14 protein-coding genes and 4 pseudogenes are annotated in these 16,663 nt (G+C 68.3%); 9 read left to right on the top strand and 9 right to left on the bottom strand.

Translation table 11 applies throughout. From position 1 onward, the window contains the following. Positions 1 to 5 precede the first annotated feature (5 nt). The 3 genes from ACGFIR_RS30085 to ACGFIR_RS30075 are packed head-to-tail and all read left to right on the top strand — an operon-like array spanning position 6 to position 3,759. The gene (locus ACGFIR_RS30085) at positions 6 to 1,487 is read left to right on the top strand and encodes an ATP/GTP-binding protein (RefSeq protein ID WP_393148618.1); all 1,482 of its coding nucleotides are present in this window, start codon (positions 6 to 8) and stop codon (positions 1,485 to 1,487) included. Next, on the top strand, positions 1,484 to 3,265 hold the full coding sequence (locus ACGFIR_RS30080) for a type IV secretory system conjugative DNA transfer family protein (protein ID WP_393148616.1): 1,782 nt from the start codon (positions 1,484 to 1,486) through the stop codon (positions 3,263 to 3,265). Before ACGFIR_RS30085 ends, ACGFIR_RS30080 begins: the two co-directional genes overlap by 4 nt. Beyond that, positions 3,262 to 3,759, top strand: coding sequence for a DUF4913 domain-containing protein (locus ACGFIR_RS30075; protein WP_393148614.1), 498 nt, complete (start codon positions 3,262 to 3,264; stop codon positions 3,757 to 3,759). The genes ACGFIR_RS30080 and ACGFIR_RS30075 overlap by 4 nt, the downstream gene beginning before the upstream one ends. Positions 3,760 to 4,875: 1,116 nt before the next feature. Here ACGFIR_RS30075 and ACGFIR_RS30070 read toward each other — a convergent pair. From ACGFIR_RS30070 to ACGFIR_RS30060, 3 genes are all read right to left on the bottom strand, one after another. After that, on the bottom strand, positions 4,876 to 5,394 hold the full coding sequence (locus ACGFIR_RS30070) for a hypothetical protein (RefSeq protein WP_393148612.1): 519 nt from the start codon (positions 5,392 to 5,394) through the stop codon (positions 4,876 to 4,878). A 7-nt stretch (positions 5,395 to 5,401) separates the two neighbouring features. Beyond that, the gene (locus ACGFIR_RS30065; RefSeq protein WP_393148610.1) at positions 5,402 to 5,698 is read right to left on the bottom strand and encodes a hypothetical protein; all 297 of its coding nucleotides are present in this window, start codon (positions 5,696 to 5,698) and stop codon (positions 5,402 to 5,404) included. Positions 5,699 to 5,817: 119 nt separating this feature from the next. After that, positions 5,818 to 6,201 (bottom strand): hypothetical protein, encoded by a 384-nt coding sequence (locus ACGFIR_RS30060; RefSeq protein WP_393148608.1) that lies wholly within the window; start codon positions 6,199 to 6,201, stop codon positions 5,818 to 5,820. A gap of 101 nt (positions 6,202 to 6,302) precedes the next feature. Here ACGFIR_RS30060 and ACGFIR_RS30055 point away from each other — a divergent pair, with 101 nt between their 5' ends. Beyond that, a complete protein-coding gene (locus ACGFIR_RS30055) occupies positions 6,303 to 6,824 on the top strand; it encodes a hypothetical protein (protein ID WP_393148606.1) in 522 nt (173 codons plus the stop codon). Here ACGFIR_RS30055 and ACGFIR_RS30050 read toward each other — a convergent pair. The 3 genes from ACGFIR_RS30050 to ACGFIR_RS30040 all read right to left on the bottom strand — a co-directional run bounded on the left by ACGFIR_RS30050 (position 6,785) and on the right by ACGFIR_RS30040 (position 7,845). Then, complete coding sequence (locus ACGFIR_RS30050; RefSeq protein WP_393148604.1) at positions 6,785 to 7,159, bottom strand: tyrosine-type recombinase/integrase; 375 nt, start codon at positions 7,157 to 7,159, stop codon at positions 6,785 to 6,787. The two genes, ACGFIR_RS30055 and ACGFIR_RS30050, sit on opposite strands and share 40 nt — an antisense overlap. Continuing rightward, positions 7,072 to 7,260, bottom strand: a complete 189-nt coding sequence (locus ACGFIR_RS30045) for a recombinase family protein (protein ID WP_393148602.1) — start codon at positions 7,258 to 7,260, stop codon at positions 7,072 to 7,074. Before ACGFIR_RS30045 ends, ACGFIR_RS30050 begins: the two co-directional genes overlap by 88 nt. 132 nt (positions 7,261 to 7,392) lie before the next feature. Beyond that, the gene (locus ACGFIR_RS30040; RefSeq protein WP_393148600.1) at positions 7,393 to 7,845 is read right to left on the bottom strand and encodes a hypothetical protein; all 453 of its coding nucleotides are present in this window, start codon (positions 7,843 to 7,845) and stop codon (positions 7,393 to 7,395) included. A 249-nt stretch (positions 7,846 to 8,094) separates the two neighbouring features. Between ACGFIR_RS30040 and ACGFIR_RS30035 the strand changes: the two genes are divergently transcribed. After that, on the top strand, positions 8,095 to 8,655 hold the full coding sequence (locus ACGFIR_RS30035; RefSeq protein WP_393148598.1) for a recombinase family protein: 561 nt from the start codon (positions 8,095 to 8,097) through the stop codon (positions 8,653 to 8,655). A 28-nt stretch (positions 8,656 to 8,683) separates the two neighbouring features. Here ACGFIR_RS30035 and ACGFIR_RS30030 read toward each other — a convergent pair whose 3' ends face one another. Continuing rightward, positions 8,684 to 10,159, bottom strand: a complete 1,476-nt coding sequence (locus ACGFIR_RS30030; RefSeq protein WP_393148596.1) for a UvrD-helicase domain-containing protein — start codon at positions 10,157 to 10,159, stop codon at positions 8,684 to 8,686. Continuing rightward, positions 10,152 to 11,909, bottom strand: a complete 1,758-nt coding sequence (locus tag ACGFIR_RS30025) for an ATP-dependent endonuclease (RefSeq protein ID WP_393148594.1) — start codon at positions 11,907 to 11,909, stop codon at positions 10,152 to 10,154. Before ACGFIR_RS30025 ends, ACGFIR_RS30030 begins: the two co-directional genes overlap by 8 nt. A gap of 366 nt (positions 11,910 to 12,275) precedes the next feature. On the opposite strand from ACGFIR_RS30025, the gene ACGFIR_RS30020 reads away from it, so the two are divergent. From ACGFIR_RS30020 to ACGFIR_RS30005, 4 genes and pseudogenes are all read left to right on the top strand, one after another. After that, positions 12,276 to 13,352 carry an IS110 family transposase gene (locus ACGFIR_RS30020; protein ID WP_393148756.1) on the top strand — a complete coding sequence of 359 codons (1,077 nt, stop codon included), beginning with the start codon at positions 12,276 to 12,278 and terminating at the stop codon, positions 13,350 to 13,352. A 441-nt stretch (positions 13,353 to 13,793) separates the two neighbouring features. Then, positions 13,794 to 15,039, top strand: a pseudogene (locus ACGFIR_RS30015) (IS256 family transposase). Positions 15,040 to 15,142: 103 nt separating this feature from the next. Then, a pseudogene (locus ACGFIR_RS30010) lies at positions 15,143 to 15,331 on the top strand (DUF4158 domain-containing protein); the annotation flags it as partial. A gap of 143 nt (positions 15,332 to 15,474) precedes the next feature. Further along, a pseudogene (locus tag ACGFIR_RS30005) lies at positions 15,475 to 15,621 on the top strand (TraM recognition domain-containing protein); the annotation flags it as partial. A 253-nt stretch (positions 15,622 to 15,874) separates the two neighbouring features. Here ACGFIR_RS30005 and ACGFIR_RS30000 read toward each other — a convergent pair. Continuing rightward, positions 15,875 to 16,663: pseudogene (locus ACGFIR_RS30000) on the bottom strand (type I restriction endonuclease subunit R); the annotation flags it as partial.

The following is a 16,663-nucleotide window of genomic DNA, read 5'->3' as shown; positions in this document are numbered from 1 at the left end:
CGGCGATGACCACCAGCCCTCGAACCAACCCACCACCACGGCGTCGACCGGCCGGGCGTCGGCCCGGCCGCCTCGGCTACGGCGCGCCCGGGGGCGGCCGGTGGTCGTGGATCGAGCCCTCGACGGAGTACCGGGGCACCACCGTGCAGGTGTGCGGTTTGTATCCGTTCGGCACCGGCGCGTCGACGCCGATGATCGGCGTGCCGGTCGGCCGGCACCTCTACACCGGCTCGGCGGTCTGCTTCGACCCGATCTCCTGGTACACCCGCGCCCGGCTGATCAACAACCCGTCGGTGTGGATCGAGGGCGAGCCCGGCATGGGCAAGAGCACAGCGGTGCGGCGGATGGTCCTCGGGCTCACTGCCCAGGGCGTCACCCCGCTGATCCTCGGCGACCTCAAGCCCGACTACGCCGAGCTGGTCCGCGCGCTCGGCGGGCAGGTGCTGCGCGTCGGGCCCGGCCTCGATCGCATCAACCCCCTGGACGCCGGCCCGTGGCGGCAGGTCCTCGACCGCGTCGACGAGCGCACCGGCGCTGTCGTGCGCGCTGCGGTGACCGACCGGCGGCTGAACATGCTCGTCGCCCTGGCCACCCTCGTGCGGCGCGGGCCCGTCACCTCCGACGAGACCACCGTCCTGGCCGCCGCGCTGCGCTACCTCGCCGAACGGGAGACCGAGACCCCGCCGGTGCTCTCTGACGTCCTGCGCGTCATCCGCGACGCCCCGGCCGAGGTCCGCGCGGTCACCCTCTGGCAGGAAGACGGGGACGTCCCCCGCTTCCGGGAGGACGTCGCCAACCTGCACCGCACCCTGCTGGCACTGCTGCACGGACCCCTCGGCGACACCTTCGAGGGGCAGACCACCACGCCGATCCGCCTCGACACCCCGGCCGTGTGCGTCGACATCTCCAGCATCGACGACACCGACGAGCTGCGCACCGCCGCGACCCTGCTGTCGACCTGGTCCTACGGCTTCGCCCAGGTGGAGGCCGCGCACCTGATGGCCGACCTCGGCCTGGCCCCGGCCCGGACGTTCTTCACCGTGCTCGACGAGCTGTGGCGGGCGCTGCGCGTCGGCCACGGCCTGGTCGACCGCGCCGACGGCCTCACCCGCCTCAACCGGCAGAAGGGCACCGGCACCGCCTTCATCACCCACAGCCTCGCAGACCTGGAGGCGCTGCCCACCGCCCACGACCGGGCCAAGGCCCGCGGCTTCGCCGAACGCTCCGCAGTGCTGATGATCGGCCCGTGCTCCGAGCAGGAACTCGACGCCGTCGCCCGGGTCCGGCCGCTGTCGCACGCGGAGCGGCGCGAGGTCTTGTCTTGGTCGGCGCCGCCGTCCTGGACTTCGACTGAGGGCAGCGGCACCGTTGGCCGTGGGAACTTCCTGATCAAGGTTGGATCGCGGCCGGGCATCCCGGTGCACCTGGAACCCACCGAGACGGAGATGCGGCTCGGCAACACCGACTTCCGCTGGACCATGGCATGAGCCGGCCCGCCGGCCCGCGCGGTGGCCACGACGACGCGGGCCTGATCGCCGGAGGCATCGCCGCCCTGGTCCTGATTCTCGCCAGCGGCGCATGGCTGCCCGTCGTGCTGGTCCGCCCGCCCGGATACACCGGTGGTGGGCCGATCCGGGTCGCCACCGCGGTGCTGCGCGGCGAGATCACGTGGACCACGGCCTGCACCGTTGCCGCGGTCGTCGAGGTGACCCTCCTCATCCTGCTGGTCCTCGGCGGGATCGCCGCGTGGCGGTGGGTCGGGCGGCGCCGCACCCGCGTCGACTCGGCGGCCCGCCGCATGGCCAGCCGCGCCGACCTCGCCCACCTCGGGCCCCGGGGGGTTGCCGGCAGCGGGCGGCGGCTGCGGCCCAGCCTCGCCGACGTCGACCGGCCCGACCCCGACCAGCTCGGCGTGCTGATCGCCCACACCGTCGCCGGTGGAATGCCGCTGCGCCAGTCGTGGGAGGACATGGCCGTCGACATCTGGGGCCCGCGCACCGGCAAGACCACCTGCCGGGCGATCCCCGCCATCGTCGCCGCCCCCGGCCCGACCCTGGTCACCAGCGTCAAGGGCGACATCGTCGACGCCACCCGCGACATCCGCGCCGCACGCGGCACCGTGTGGGCGTTCGACCCGCAGCACATCCTCGGACCCAAGCAGGGCATGTGGTGGAACCCCCTGCGCGCCGTGGCCACCATCACCGACGCCCGCCGCCTCGCCGAGCACTTCGCCTCCGCCGAACGCGAACCCGGCGTCAGCCGCGACGCCTTCTTCGACCCCTCCAGCGAGGAGTTGGTGGCGAACCTGCTGCTCGCGGCCGCCGTGGCCGGCCGGGACATCCTCGCCGCGTACCGGTGGGCCGTCAGCCCTCGCGACGACGAACCGGCGGAGCTGCTGCGCGAGCATGGCTACGATCTGCCCGCCGACGCGGTCGCCGGGGTGGTCAACATGCCCGACAAGACGAGAGGCGGCATCTACGCGGGCGCCCAGAAGATGCTCATGTGCCTCACCGAACCCGCCGTCACCGCCTGGGTCACCCCACCCACGCGCGGCGGGGTCCTCGAGTTCGACCCGGCCGCCTTCGCCGCAAGCACCGACGTGCTGTACCTGCTGTCCCAGGGCGGCCCCGGCTCCCCCGCCCCGCTGGTCGCCGCCCTCACCGACGCCGTCCTGCGCGCCGGCGAGCTACGCGCCCGCACCTGCCCCGGCCGGCGCCTCGACCCGCCGCTGCTGAGCATCCTCGACGAGGCCGCGAACATCTGCCGGCTACGCCAGCTCCCGGCCCTCTACTCCTTCTACGGCTCCCACGGACTGCCCATCATCACGATCCTCCAGTCCTACCCCCAAGGCGTCGACGTCTGGGGCCGCGAGGGCATGCGCAAACTCTGGTCCGCGGCCAACGTCCGCACCTACGGCGGCGGCGTCGCCGACCCCGACTGGCTCGAAGAACTGTCCAAGCTCATCGGTGAGCATGACGTCACGACCAGGTCGACGAGCAGCAGCGGATCCGGGTGGGGCCAGCGGTCGGTCTCGCACGCCACCCGCCGGCAGCGGATCCTCGACGTGTCCGACCTGCACGCCCTGCCCCGGGGCCGGATGGTCGTCTACGCCTCCGGCGCCCCGCCCGCGCTCGCCCGCACCGCCCCCTGGCAGACCGGCCCCTACGCGGCGGCGATCCGCGCGTCGATCGCCCGCTGGGACCCCCACGAGCGCACCGACTGGACCCTCACCCCCGACAACGCCCCGCCGGAGCCGACCCCATGACACTGTCCCCACCCGGACCGGCCGGCGACCCGATCGCCGACCTCAGCGCCCTACTCGGCCAACTCGCCGGCGACCCGAGCGACACTCCGCCGCCGGCCACGCCGCCAGCCGTCGAGCCCGCCGAGGCGGAGCCGGTCTACCGCAACGTGGAGGCGTTCGTCGGGGACTACCTCGCCCACGTCGTCGAGCGGCGCCTCGCCTCCGGGCCGGACTCCGGCCTGAACTGGTGCCCTCGCTGGTGGGCGCACCCCGAGGCGATCTCCCGCCTGTATGCGCTGTGGCGGGCGTGGGAAACGCTGCGAGTGTCCGACCCGCAGACCGGCATGAGCATCTGGTGGCGCGATCACCTCGACCCCCACCTCACCGCGCTCGCCGCCGAGTACGGCCCGTTCACCAGGTGCCGCCCCGACAAGCACACCGAACCCCGGCCCCTGCCCGTCGAGCCTGCGCCACCGGAGGTGCTCGCGCAGCTCCCCGACGCCACCGGCGCCTGATTCCGCAGCATCACCTGCGCCGGCCGCCTCTGCCACCGGCCCGGCTAGTGCCCCCTCCAGGGATCACCGGCGGATAGTGGGTGAGGGCACCGCAGCAGCACGTCCAGGTGTGATGCCGCGGGGGGTGTGCGGCGGTGGGCAGGGGCAGGGCATCCAGCTCAGCTGGTACCGGCCGGTGGTAAGCGGGTGGCGTTCGGGCCCGGCGCAGTACGCCGGGACGGGAGCAACGAACTCGCGGTGCCCGTCGCGGGTCACGCGGACCTGGTGGGCGACGACGTCGCAGTGCGGGCATGTCGGCACCAGCCCGCCTGAGGTGGGACGGATTCGGCCGTGGTCGGGGCAGGTCCAGTCGCCGGCGCGCAGCGTCGGTGTCAGCCGGCCCCAGTCCACGCTCATGTCGGCGACGCTACCGCCGCTCAAACCTTCAGGAAGTTCCTGTCCCAGTCTTCTCGGCGATGTCAGAGGTGTTCCGGATCCTCTACGAGAGCATCTTCGGAACCTCATCGTGGCGGGCACGGTGCAGCCGGTAGTGAGGTTCGCTCATCAGCGGAACGGATTGAGTCAACACACCAGCCGGTCCTTGTATCAGCTCTGATACGTCTTAGGGTGTATGACGTAGTAAAAGAGAAGGGCGGGAAGCTGACGCTCCCCGCCCCGGGCATCACCGGTGGCCTCGGCCTAGGAACCAGCTCACCGTCGCATGCCCTAGCACCGCGAGGGCCTTCGCCGCCACGGCGAGGCCCTCGCGCTGGTTGTAGGCCGCCATCAGGGCGGCCAGCTCCAGCGCAGGCCTCGCGATCTGCCACACCCGCTCGGTTCGCGAGGTGACCCGCGGAGGGTCCTGCTCCGGCTGTTGTCGCACCGTGTTCCTCCTCTCCGGCTCCGGGGTTCGGAGCCCCGCGGTCGCTCCGAGAAGCGGCGCCGGACGGTAGGAGATCCACGGTTGGTGACAACCGCAGTGCCGAGGAATGACGGTATCCCACGAACCCGACACATCCCCGCCTCCGTCCAGGTTCGACACGCCGATGGCGGCGCACATCTGTTCGAGGCGCATCCGGCGGAGGCCGACGATGCCCCGGATCGGCCAGCCCGGGGCGGGAGGTGGGTGATGGGTGTTCAGCCGCCGGCGGTGACGTGCCCGCACATCCGGCGGGGCCGGTAGCCGCCCGGGACGCCGGCGCCGATGGCGTCCCAGAACGCCGGCGAGCCGTCGATGTGCCCGCCGAGCGTGTGCCAGGCGTATCCGGGGTTTTCCCTGCGCAGCGCCGCGAGGCCGGCGGCGCCCAAGCCGCGGCGGCGGTAGGCCGGCAGGGTGTGGGGCTGCTCGACCCAGCCGATCCGGCACCGGCGACATATCTGGTAGTCGACCTCGAACACGAACTCGTCGCGTACGGAAGCGTCATCTGGGTCGTGGGCGCGTAGGTTCGCCGCGCGCATCCGCCAGCCGATCCGCTCGTTCGAGACGGTGTCCTGCCACGGCGTGGCCAGCCGGGGCACGACCGGCCAGCCGGACCGGCGCGGCCACCGGCCTCCGGTCAGCCGCAGGAGCAGCTCACGCCCGGACACCCGGCCCAGCATCGCGGTACTGGCGACCAGGTCCCGGATCTCGGCGTCCCGCGAGCCGATCTCGGCCATCGGCTGCTTAGTCTTCGCCGGCGTCGGCTTGCGCCTGCCCGGCCTGCTGGACCAGCGCGTTGGTCAGGTCCCGCAGCCCCGCCACGGCGTTCCAGTCCGGTCGCACCGCTGGGTCCAGGCCGCGGGCCTTGGCGGCCTCCCAGATCCGGTCGACGTAGTCGTACAGCGCCTGCCGGGCCTGCACCTGCGCTGCCCGGCCAGCGGCGTCAAGCGCAGCCAGGCCCGCCGCGTCGTGCTCGGCGAAGGCGTCGATCAGCTTGATCGCCATACCCTGGTGGTCCAGCTCGTCGTCCACATCGACCATGCCGGCAACCCTATGGCATCAGGTCGTCACGCGAGTGCGCGCGATTGTGAGAGCAGCATCGGCGGGTAGCCGTCGGTGTCGAGCTGGGCAGCTCGGCGTCAGCGCCGCGATCCGCACTCCTACCCCCGCGTGAGCGTGAGGGTTGCCCGGACGTGGCTGGTGCCGATCGGGTCGATCGCGCGTAGGTTCACCGGCACGTCGAGCACCAGCAGGTGCGCGCGTTCGTTCTCGCCCCGGCCGGGCGAGATCAGGCCGCGTACCGCATCATCGCCCTGGTCGTCGTCGACACCGGGCTCCGGTGCCCCCAGCAGCCGCGCGGCGACCTCGGCCGGGAAGGGGCCTCCCTGCCACTCGATCTCCCAGGTCCGTCCGCCGGCGCCGGGCCACCAGTCGAGGTGGGAGGCGCCGTTGAGCGCCCCGGTCTCGCGCAGAGCCGACATAACCCGTCCCAGCACCTCGTAGTAGCGCGCCGGGTTCTCCCGCAGGTGGTGCACATCCGTCATGGCCTGCTCAACGAATCGGGCCGGGGTCAGGTCCGCCCTGACCGGGCTGATCCTGATCGCCGTGATGAGAGATGTCGGCGGGCAGCTGTAGATTGCCCGGCGTGACCGAGCCAGCTCGACGACCCATCACCTCTCAGGCCGTGATCGACGCCCTCGGCGCACTCGGCTTGACTCCCACGCTGCCCCACGCCGCGACGGACAGGGACCTGCCGACCTTGCTGGGCGCGTTGCTCGCCGCAACAGAGACGGCGATCTCTCACCACGTCTCCACCGACGACCAGTGGATGGGCGTCCTCCAGGGTCAGATCGGTCAGAGCGGTTCGACCCCGGATCCCACCCCGTTCCTGCTTCTCACCGCGATGCGGCTCACCAGAACCTGGAGGGAGCTGGGGCAACTCCTGGAAGATTCCGGGCAGCCGGACCACCCGTTCCTGTCTCTCGCGGCGGAGGCCGCGCACGTGGCGAGCACCGTTACCACGCTGCACCTCACCGCGATTGAGCACAATCAGTACGGGATGACCGAGCGGGACTTCCGCCTCCAGCTGGAGACGCTGCAGTCCGCGGTCCAGGAGGTCGTCCAGCGTCATGATCGCCTCACGGGGATGCTCCCGCCCACGCAGTAGACCCGGACCGTAGCTCCGGCCGGGGCTGCCGGTCTCCCTCTGCTGATTCCGCGGAATGCTCGTCGCCGGCGGCGGTGAGGTACGCGGAAAGGGGTAGGCCGGCGCCGGTCGAGGCGCTGCCCGCCGTGGTCGTAGCGGCGGGTGGTGCGGGCGTCGGCATGCCCGAGTTGCTCTTGGACTTCTAGGCGGGCGCCGGCGTCGCGGGCGAGGGTGGCGCAGGTGTGGCGCAGCACGTGGGGGCTCATCTTCACCGGGATCTTCGCCGTGGTGGCGAGGCGGCGCAGGCTAGCTCGGGCCAGTCGGTGTTCTTGCCGGAGGCCTTGTCGAAGAAGCACTTGGCGCAGCCGGCGGCAGTCAGTGCGGCCTGCTGGCGGGCGAGGTTCTGCTCTCGGGTGGAGACCCGCCCGTAGCTGTCGATGTTCGCGGTCGTCTGCACAGGTGACCGCGCCTCTCTGCACTGCGGGGCGAACGGTCCGCCCTTGACGAGCGACGTCGCAGTGGGAACGTGAGCGCGCCTCTTGACATCAGATGGCGGGTTCACGTTCGCACTGCGGCGTCGGGTTGAGCATCAGGCTTGCAGTACCTCGCGGAATCCCTTGAGCAAAGCCTCCAGCTCGTCAACCTTGGCAGCGAGTTCTTCGAGCTTCGCTTCGTTTTCCCTGTCGACCTGGATGGTGTCGGAGGTATTGAGCTTGCGCAGCGCCCGCTCAGCTTCCTCGCTGCTAGCTCCATTGCGTACGGCGTTGATGACCGCACCGGCCTCGCTCCCGATCTTGTACACCACCACGTAGTGGTTCTGGTTGCGGGGAAGCTCGGCGGGCAGGTGACCGAGCCCCATGTTTGCCAGTTCGGCGCTGATCGTCGCTACGACGTTGACCTTGAGCCGCTGGTAGCCGCTGAGGTACCGGAGGTCCCACATAGAGACGCGGCGTACCCCGCCATTGGCACGTACGTCGGCGTCAAGCTCCTGCCACGTCTCGTAAGCGGCTTCATACTCTTCTTCTGTCTCAGACTGCGTCACCCTTGCATCCTTACCTCGGTTTGTTTACTTACACAGTCATGTTGCAGTAAAACTTCAGTTTAGTCAATTTCAAGTTTTAAATCTGAGGCGGGCGCTCTTTAGGTCATGTCCATTTGAGGTACACCCCAATACCACACCCGTCGGCCCCGACAAACCGCGTCAGGATAGGGTTCCTCGCGGCATTTCTTGACGCTTGTCCGACAGGGTCTTAGAGTCCAGCTTGGCATTTCGGCTGGAAGGGGTCGGACGATGCGGGTTGGCTACGTCAGGGTCAGCACAGTGGACCAGAACACCGTCCGGCAACTCGACGGGATCGCCGTCGAGCGGACGTTCACCGACAAGGCGTCCGGCAAGGACACCGCCCGGCCGAAGCTCGACGAGCTGATCGCGTTCGTCCGCGACGGCGACACTGTGATCGTGCATTCAATGGACCGGCTCGCCCGCAACCTCGACGACCTGCGCCGGCTCGTGCGGACCCTTACCGGCAAGGGCGTACGGGTGGAGTTCATCAAGGAGAACCTCACCTTCACCGGCGAGGACTCTCCGATGGCCACCCTGCTGCTGAGCGTCATGGGCGCCTTCGCCGAGTTCGAACGCGCCCTGATCCTCGAACGCCAGCGCGAGGGCATCGCCGCAGCGAAACAGCGCGGCGTCTATACCGGCCGCAAACCCGCTCTGACCCCCGCTCAGGCCCAGCAGCTCCGCGAACGCGCCGCCGCTGGCGAACGCAAATCCGTACTGGCCAAGGAGTACGGCATCAGCCGCGAAACCGTCTACAGCTACCTACGTCCAGCAACCGCCACAGGCTGACGTGGCCGTAACCGGTCGGGTCACACTCTCATCCCCGCACGCGCGGGGTTCTCCGTTCCCTGGCGCGAGCGACGGTTGACAGGTACGGGCTCGCACTGATGATTGTCAGCGTCTTCCTCGGTCGAGTCAGCGCCACATAGAGGCTCGTAGGTGTGTGCCCGTCCGCGTTGAGGATGATCGCGTGGTCGTACTCCAACCCCTTGATCAGGGTGGGTCGAGCAAGGACGTGAGGCACGGCGGTCCGCCCAGTTACTCTGGTCTGATTCCGCAGGCGCACTACTGCGTCTTCGACCGTTGTATTGTTCGTACACGCCAAAGCCAAGGCTCGGGTGATAGTTGACCAGGCGTCATGCCGGTAGCGGCGGATACCGGGAAGCGCGGCTATCGCGGTGAGGGCCTCCATTATCCTCCGTGGTGCCGGATCATCAAGAAGCGCTGAAAGGTGACGCTGCGCATCCTCGGCACCAGGTCGCTTGAGGTGAGTAATGGTCTTACCGGCCCGGAGCTTCTTGACATCGTCGCTTGTAAGATAACCGGCGACACCACTGGCGCAATCCTTGCCAATCTGCGCCGTTGCAGCGGCGATTTCATTCGGATGCCCTTGATCGACCATGCGCGCGAAGGCAATCATGTCTTCACCTTCGATAGTCTCCATGACTGTATAGGTGCCGTTAAGTCGACTGGCCGCACCGTTGCAGTCTCGGGCCCATCGACCGATCGCAACAATGGTCTCGGTGCCGTATTCATTCCGCAAATCCCGACATGCTCTTACCGCGCTTGAAAAATCGTTCGCGTTGGCTTTGATCCACCTCACGGACGTCGTCGCGGTGATGCTGATAGGCCGCTCCAGCGCGAAATCCTCCCGGATGTCAATCAGCCATTGTCCGAGGTCGTCGTTATGGCCCCTCCAGCGCCAAGGGACGAACGGCTGGGCCAACGCGGGCCACCGGGCGGCAACGTCGGTAGACCAACTGACCAGGGGGTCAGCGTCGAAATCAAAAATTGCCTGCATCGGATCGCCGAATACGCTCAGCGGCAACACCTCAGCAATGGCCATCACCAGCGCGTGCTGACGAATATTACAGTCCTGATACTCATCGACGATGACGAAGCCGTAGCTGGCCGGAAGCACTCGACGCATGACGGCACTGCTCAAGACCTTGAGCGCCCCGTCGTAGTAAATCTTTGATTCACTCCAGTTGGCGTGAGTGGGAACAGATACTCCTGCGAGCTGGGGGTATTGGCGTACAAGGTGGTGTGCCCAGCTGGCGATCGTCTCGATCCGGACGGCATTAGCAGCGACGCCCAGCCGGCGCGTCCGCCGCCGGAGGGCCTCTACACCGGCATTGGTGTGGGTCAGGATGAGGGCGCGCTGCCCCGCCTCGGCCGCGACAAAGGCGAGAGTGGCAACGATCTCGGTCTTGCCGGTACCGGCAGGCATCGTGACTGAGCATGGCATGGCTTCTCGGAGGCGCTCGGCGCTCCTGCGGATGGTGTCATTCATCGGAGCCTCGCTGCTCCTCGTCGCCGTAGATGCGGTGGCGCAGCCTTATCAGCTCCCTGCCTAGGTGCTGGTCCTGATAGTGGGACCAGCGTTGAAGGATGAACTCTCCGAGCCTCTCCCCGGCATCTTCCCGCTTGAACCATGCCTTGCTGGAGGCGTTTTTTCCGGTGCCACCCGCAACCCTACAGATCGCATCGCGAACCACTTCAGTGGTGTAACCCGCCTCCGACCAGGCCGACGACATCAAAGCGTCTTCGCTCTTGGGCAACGCGGGCAGCGCTGCCCTCACATGGTCGACGACCGCATCCGGCCCTTTCAGATCTGCGGCGAGTTCCAACAGCGCGACGAGCGCTAGCTCGTCCAAGGTATGGATGACCTCGACTTCGGTTGAGTTGTCCGCCTGCCAACGGACGACATCCACGCCTGCCTTCTCGGCAACGGCGATGGGCTCGTCGACACTTCGGTCATCGTTGTCGACCACGAGCACAGCGTCGACTCCGAGATTTTGGAAGATCGTGGCTCTAGTGGCTGCGGGGTTGCCTCCGCCATCGAGAAACGCCACGCCCAACGCGGCGTGTGATGGCTTGCCGTCGCGAGCGCGTTCGTCATTCCAGGTACGGATCATCTGCCGGAGGATCCCGGTCTCGGTCTTACCCTCGCCGACGATAACCATCCGGGCAAGGATCGCAGACGGGCAGGCACGCAGTGTGCCCTGGGCCTCGGCGATGTCCGCCGGCACAGCACGAACTTCGGTCCTGCCCGCGTCGCTCCTCACGACACAGATGTCAGTGGCGGCCATTGCCTGCACGGCGAGTGGCGAGTGGGTACTGATGATGACCTGTCCTCGGCTCCCTGCCGAACGCTGTTTGATCCGGTGAAGCACGTGCAGGAGCCGATGGGGGTCTAGGCCATGCTCAATCTCGTCGATGAGAAGGATGTCACCCTTGATCGCCGCTTGCTCTTGAGCGGCGATACTGGTCAAGCGCCGTGTCCCCAGTCCCGCGTTCGTCAGGGGCACCGTCCCATCGTGTAGCAGCAGCGAGCTGGGCGAAGCGCTTGCCACGGGATCCCAGCCCGGACGCAGATCGAACCGTCCGCCTCCGATCGCACCAGCTGCTTCAGCAACCCGGCTCGCCGCTGCCTTGAGCGCCGGAAGGGGTTGGTCGAACACGGCGTCGCGGGAGGCGCGTTGCGCTGCGGTCACCGCCTGGCTCGCACCGTCGTCCGTCAGGCGCGAGAGGGCAGATCCACGGCCCCACCGCAGATGGGTATCGACCCGCTCGTCTACGCGGAAGAGACCGATTGACTTCCGCTTCCCGCTGGTCAGGGGGAAGCCGTCCTCATACTCCCCGTGCCGTACAACTGACCAGGACGGTTCAAGATCCTGGTCGACGGTCAACTGCAGCAACAGGCAGGGCTCGGAGCCGGATATCGGGTCATGCTCGAGCTCCCCCGTGGCCGTCAAGCCGGTCAAATGCATTCCGAATGCCGTATCGGCGAGCATCTCGTCGGTGAGGTCGCCGAGGAGAACCCGGAGTGTTATCGGCTTGGACGTGTCGCACTGATAGAAATCGGCGTCACTGAAGGTCACGTTGAAGCGTCCCGTAAGCACTAGCGCGACCGCGTCGAGCAGAGTTGTCTTTGTGCTGTCACCAGGACCAACGAGACACAAGAAGCGCTGCGATGGCAGCCGCCACTCCGCCTCACGGATTCCTCGGAAGTTGCTCACGGTGACCCGCCGGATCTGCATCGCCGCAGTGTAATGCCGGCGGTACACCTGCGCTGATACCGGCATGCAGGGGCCTCCACCTGCAGGGCCCCGGGGAAACCCAGCAACGGGCACGGTTACAAGGCCCGTCCGTAGTTTCCAGACCAAAAACAACTCCAGGCATCATGATCGCCGACGTCTTCCCGGCGGTCTGACCCGAAAAACAACGGGCCGCGGTGCCTTGTTAGCGATACGTCGGCCGGCGGGAGGACGTCGCTGTGCCGCCGCCTGGCCGGGGTCGATGTGGCCTGATAGGAGCCCGAAGCGTCCCACTGGAGTTCTGCCCGCGTTCCCGCTGGCGGCGGCGCCGCACAGGATGAGGCGACGCGACGGAGGTCCGAGGTGGGCGTGGCAGCGGCGATCGAGCTGGCCGAGGTGCGGGTCACCGTCGGCGTGGACACCCACGCCGACGTGCACGTGGCGGCGGCGATCGACCAGCACGGGCGGCTGCTCGGCACGACTAGCGTGCTGAGCACCGCGACCGGGCACGCCCGGTTGACGGCCTGGGCGCAGGAGTTCGGAGGCGTCGACCAGGTCGGCGTCGAGGGCACCGGCAGCTACGGTGCCGGGCTGACGCGGCACCTGCTGGACCAGGGAATCTCGGTGGTGGAGGTCGTCCGGCCGAACCGGCAGACCCGCCGCCGACGCGGCAAGACCGACGCGATCGACGCCGAGACCGCCGCGCGGTCGGTGCTGGCAGGCACCGCGCTGGGCATGCCCAAGACTGCCGACGGCACCGTGGAGATGATCCGCACGCTGCGACTGGTACGCCGCTCGGCGATGAAGGCCCGCACCCAGGCGGCCAACCAGCTGCGCGCCGTGCTGGTCACCGCCCCGCAGACCTTGCGCGACCGGCTGCGCGCGTTGTCGTTGCCGCAGCTCGTCGACGCTGCGGCGCGGTGCCGGCCTGGCCAGCTCGCCGGGATCGAGGCGGCCAGCAAGCTGGCGCTCAAGTCCCTCGCCACCCGGTACCAGCAGCTCACGGCGGAGATCACCACGCTTGACGCCGAGATCGAACAGCTCGCTCACCAGGCGGCGCCGCAGCTCATGGCGATCAAGGGCGTCGGGGCCGACACCGCCGGGGCGCTGCTGGCCGCAGCCGGTAACAACCCCGAGCGGTTGCGCACCGAGTCCGCGTTCGCGCACCTGTGCGCAGTCGCGCCGATCCCGGCCTCGTCGGGCAAGACCAACCGGTACCGGCTCAACCGCGGCGGCAACCGCGCCCTCTACGTCCTGGCGCTGGGCCGGCTCAGCTACGACGAACGCACCCGCGCCTACGCGGCCCGGCGCACGGCCGAGGGCAAGAGCAGACGCGAGATCATCCGCTGCATCAAGCGTTACCTCGCCCGCGAGATCTTCCGAGCCCCTCACCGCCGACAGGCAGACCTCCATGCGTTCAGCCGGAGCGTCGAACCTTGCGCATGAGCATCGCCCAGACCCCGTACCCGGACCCGACATCCCCGGTGATCGCGCCTGCGGCGGAGCCCATGAACAGGGCGTTCGCGCAGTCCGGGCAAACCTCCCGGCCGGTGACGGTCTTCTCGAACGGCTCGCGGACACTGCGACCGCAGTCAGGACAATCCCGGCCTGACAAGCCCATCGGTGCCTCCTGCGATCGGGTGCTCGAGAGTACGACCATGCCGCACGTCCGGAAGTACGTCATCGGCAGCCGCAGAACGGACTTGACCCATAGAAGCATCGCTAAGAACTGAGGGTTGATCAAGCTCTGATCCGGCCCGTAAGCGTGGGTTGCGTCCGCGGGAGTGGTGTACGACTTGCCCCGTGATGGGCGTGTTGCGTAGATGAGAGACGGCCATCGCGTCGATCCTTCAAGACGACCAAGTCAGAGAAGGAAGAGAGAACGCGATGGCCGCATCTGAGAGTGTGAACCCTGTTGACCTGCTGCGCGAGCAGATCGAGAGCGCGTCGCCGGACATGTTGCAGGCGATGATCCGCACGTTCGCGCAGGCGGTGATGTCCGCCGAGGCCGACGCGATCTGCGGCGCCGGCTACGGGCAGCGCAGCGATGAGCGGGTCAACTCCCGCAACGGCTACCGGACACGCGAATGGGACACCCGCGCCGGCACGATCGACCTGGCGATCCCGAAACTGCGCCACGGCAGCTACTTCCCGGACTGGCTGCTCACCCACCGGCGGCGGGCCGAGCAGGCCCTGGTCTCGGTCGTGGCCACGAGCTATCTGCTCGGGGTGTCCAACGCGGCGAGTGGAAAAGCTGGTCGAGCAGCTCGGCATCCGGCAGCTGTCGAAGTCGCAGGTCTCGGAGATGGCCGCCCACCTCGACGCGCAGGTGGAAGCGTTCCGCAACCGGCCCCTCGACTCGGGCCATTACACGTTCGTGTGGATGGACGCGCTGACGATGAAGGTCCGCGAGGCCGGCCGGACCGTCAACGTCCACGCGCTGATTGCGGTCGGGGTCAACGCCGACGGTGGCCGCGAAGTGTTGGGTCTGGACGTAACCTCCGACGAAGATGGCGCCGGTTGGTTGGCGTTCCTACGCAGCCTGACCGCCCGAGGCCTGTCCGGTGTCCGTCTGGTCATCTCCGACGCGCACGCCGGTCTGGTGCAGGCCATCGGGGCGGCCCTGCCCGGCGCGTCCTGGCAGCGGTGCCGCACCCACTATCTGCGCAACCTGCTGACGAAGGTGCCGAAGTCCGCGCAGCCGTGGATCGCCACCCTCGTGCGCACAATCTTCGACCAGCCTGACGCCGACGCCGTCCGCGCCCAGTTCGACCGCGTCGTGGCCACAATCGAGGCGAAGTTCCCGGCCGCGGCCGAACATCTCGACGCCGCCCGCGACGACCTGCTCGCCTTCACCGATTTCCCGCGCGAGATCTGGCGCCAGATCTGGTCGAACAACCCCCAGGAACGCTTGAACAAGGAGATCCGCCGCCGCACCGACGTCGTCGGGATCTTCCCGAACCGGGCGGCGACCATCCGTCTCGTCGGGGCAGTCCTGGCCGAACAGACCGACGAATGGACCGAAGGACGCCGCTACATGGGCCTGGAACTACTGACCAAAGCCCGCCTGATCACCGTCGACACCAGCCAACACGACACCGACCAGCCCGACACAGCACCGATCGCCGCATAACATCAGACCGGATCACGCGATGGCCGTCTCTTACACCACCAGCGCGGACGTGACCGTAGCGTGCCGTCCCGTTCGGTGACGGTCGATGCTCGGGTGGTGGTTCGTGGCGACTCAGGACGTGTTCTCGGCAGAGGAACTGGCGCGGCTTCGGGGCTTTCCGGAGATCAACCGGGCCGAGCTGATCCGGTACTTCACGTTGACCGGTGCGGACGGGGCGTTCGTGCGCCAGTTCCGTACGGGCTGCAACGTGCTGGGTGTGGCGGTTCAGCTGTGCACGCTGCCGTGGCTCGGAGCTGGCCGATCGTGTGCCGATGCGTCACTCGCCCACCGAGCTTGGTATGCAGATGGGCCAGGTAGCGCTCAAGGACTTCCCGGTAGACCTGATCCAGGCGGTCCACGCCCGCGGCAGATGAGGCGAGAAACTCGCCGAAGCGGGTGACAGCCCGCACCTACGGCGGCGGCGTCGCCGACCCCGACTGGCTGGAGGAACTGTCCAAGCTCATCGGCGAGCACGACGTGACGACCAGGTCGACCAGCAGCAGCGGATCCGGGTTGGGGCCAACGGTCCGTCTCCCACGCCACCCGACGGCAGCGCATCCTCGACAATCGACACGGCACCGAGGTGCCCCATTACTCACCCAACAACCACGGCTAGTCGTACTGCCGCACCGCCGGCTTCGCTCCTGCAGCGCAGCACACCACCAGTTCAGCTGCATGCCACGCCGGTCCGACGGGCCTAGCCTCCCGCAGGTGGCGGTGGTACGGGTATCGAGGCCCGAGCAGCGCAACGAGTCCCGGACGACCGCCCGCAGGTTGCCGGGAGTCCGCGCATTCGTCAGTCGACAAGGTAGTGGGCTTCGATGTACGCGACGGTGGAGTCGTACGGCTCCCCGACCGGCTTCAACATGTACCGGCGGAAGACCGCAGCGGTGGCGCGGCGGACGCCTCGGTTGCGAGCGTCTGCGTTGTCCCATGACCGGGCGAGGGTCCGGGTGACCACCTGGTCGATCTCCTCGGCCAGGTTCCTCTCCGTGACAGTGAGGCCGGACGGTGCGTGGTCGTGGATGATCCGCGACAGGACGCCCACGCGGTCGTCGTCCAGCACGACGACGGCTTCGTCGGGGTGCTTCTCGGCGTTGACGATGGCGCGGGCGACCCGGAGTGCTTCGGACAGGAACTCCAGGGCGTCCTGGGCGTCCTGGATGATCCGGTCCCGCAGCAGCCTGATCCGTTCCGCGAGGGCGGTGTACTTGGCAGACCCTGGTTCGACGCCCTTGTCGAGGGCGGCCTTGATGTGGTCCAGGATCTCCGCCGCGGACGGGGGCGTCTTGTCCTCGCCGTCGTCCTTGTCGGGCTTGGGGCGGACGAGGGCCATCAGCTCCTTGAGGACGGCGATGCCCTGGGCGTCCAGGACGAGGGCTTCCTCCTGGGAGGCGACCACGGTGAAGGAGTGGACGTGGGCGTTGATGATCTCCAGGACCATCGGCCCCAGCTCGCCCAGCCGTTCCTTCCTCTCCTCGTCGGAGGACTTCTTGAACAGGGTCGTGTACACGGACCCGAACAGCCCGAAGCCGTCGCGGTACTTGGCGATCCGCTTGTCGGTGTTGATGAGCGGGTACAGGCG

It is taken from the genome of Micromonospora sp. NPDC049051 (assembly GCF_043197575.1).
In the GTDB taxonomy this organism is placed as follows: domain Bacteria; phylum Actinomycetota; class Actinomycetes; order Mycobacteriales; family Micromonosporaceae; genus Micromonospora.
Note: the sequence above shows the minus strand (reverse complement) of the source record. Positions and strands in the feature narration are given on the sequence as shown.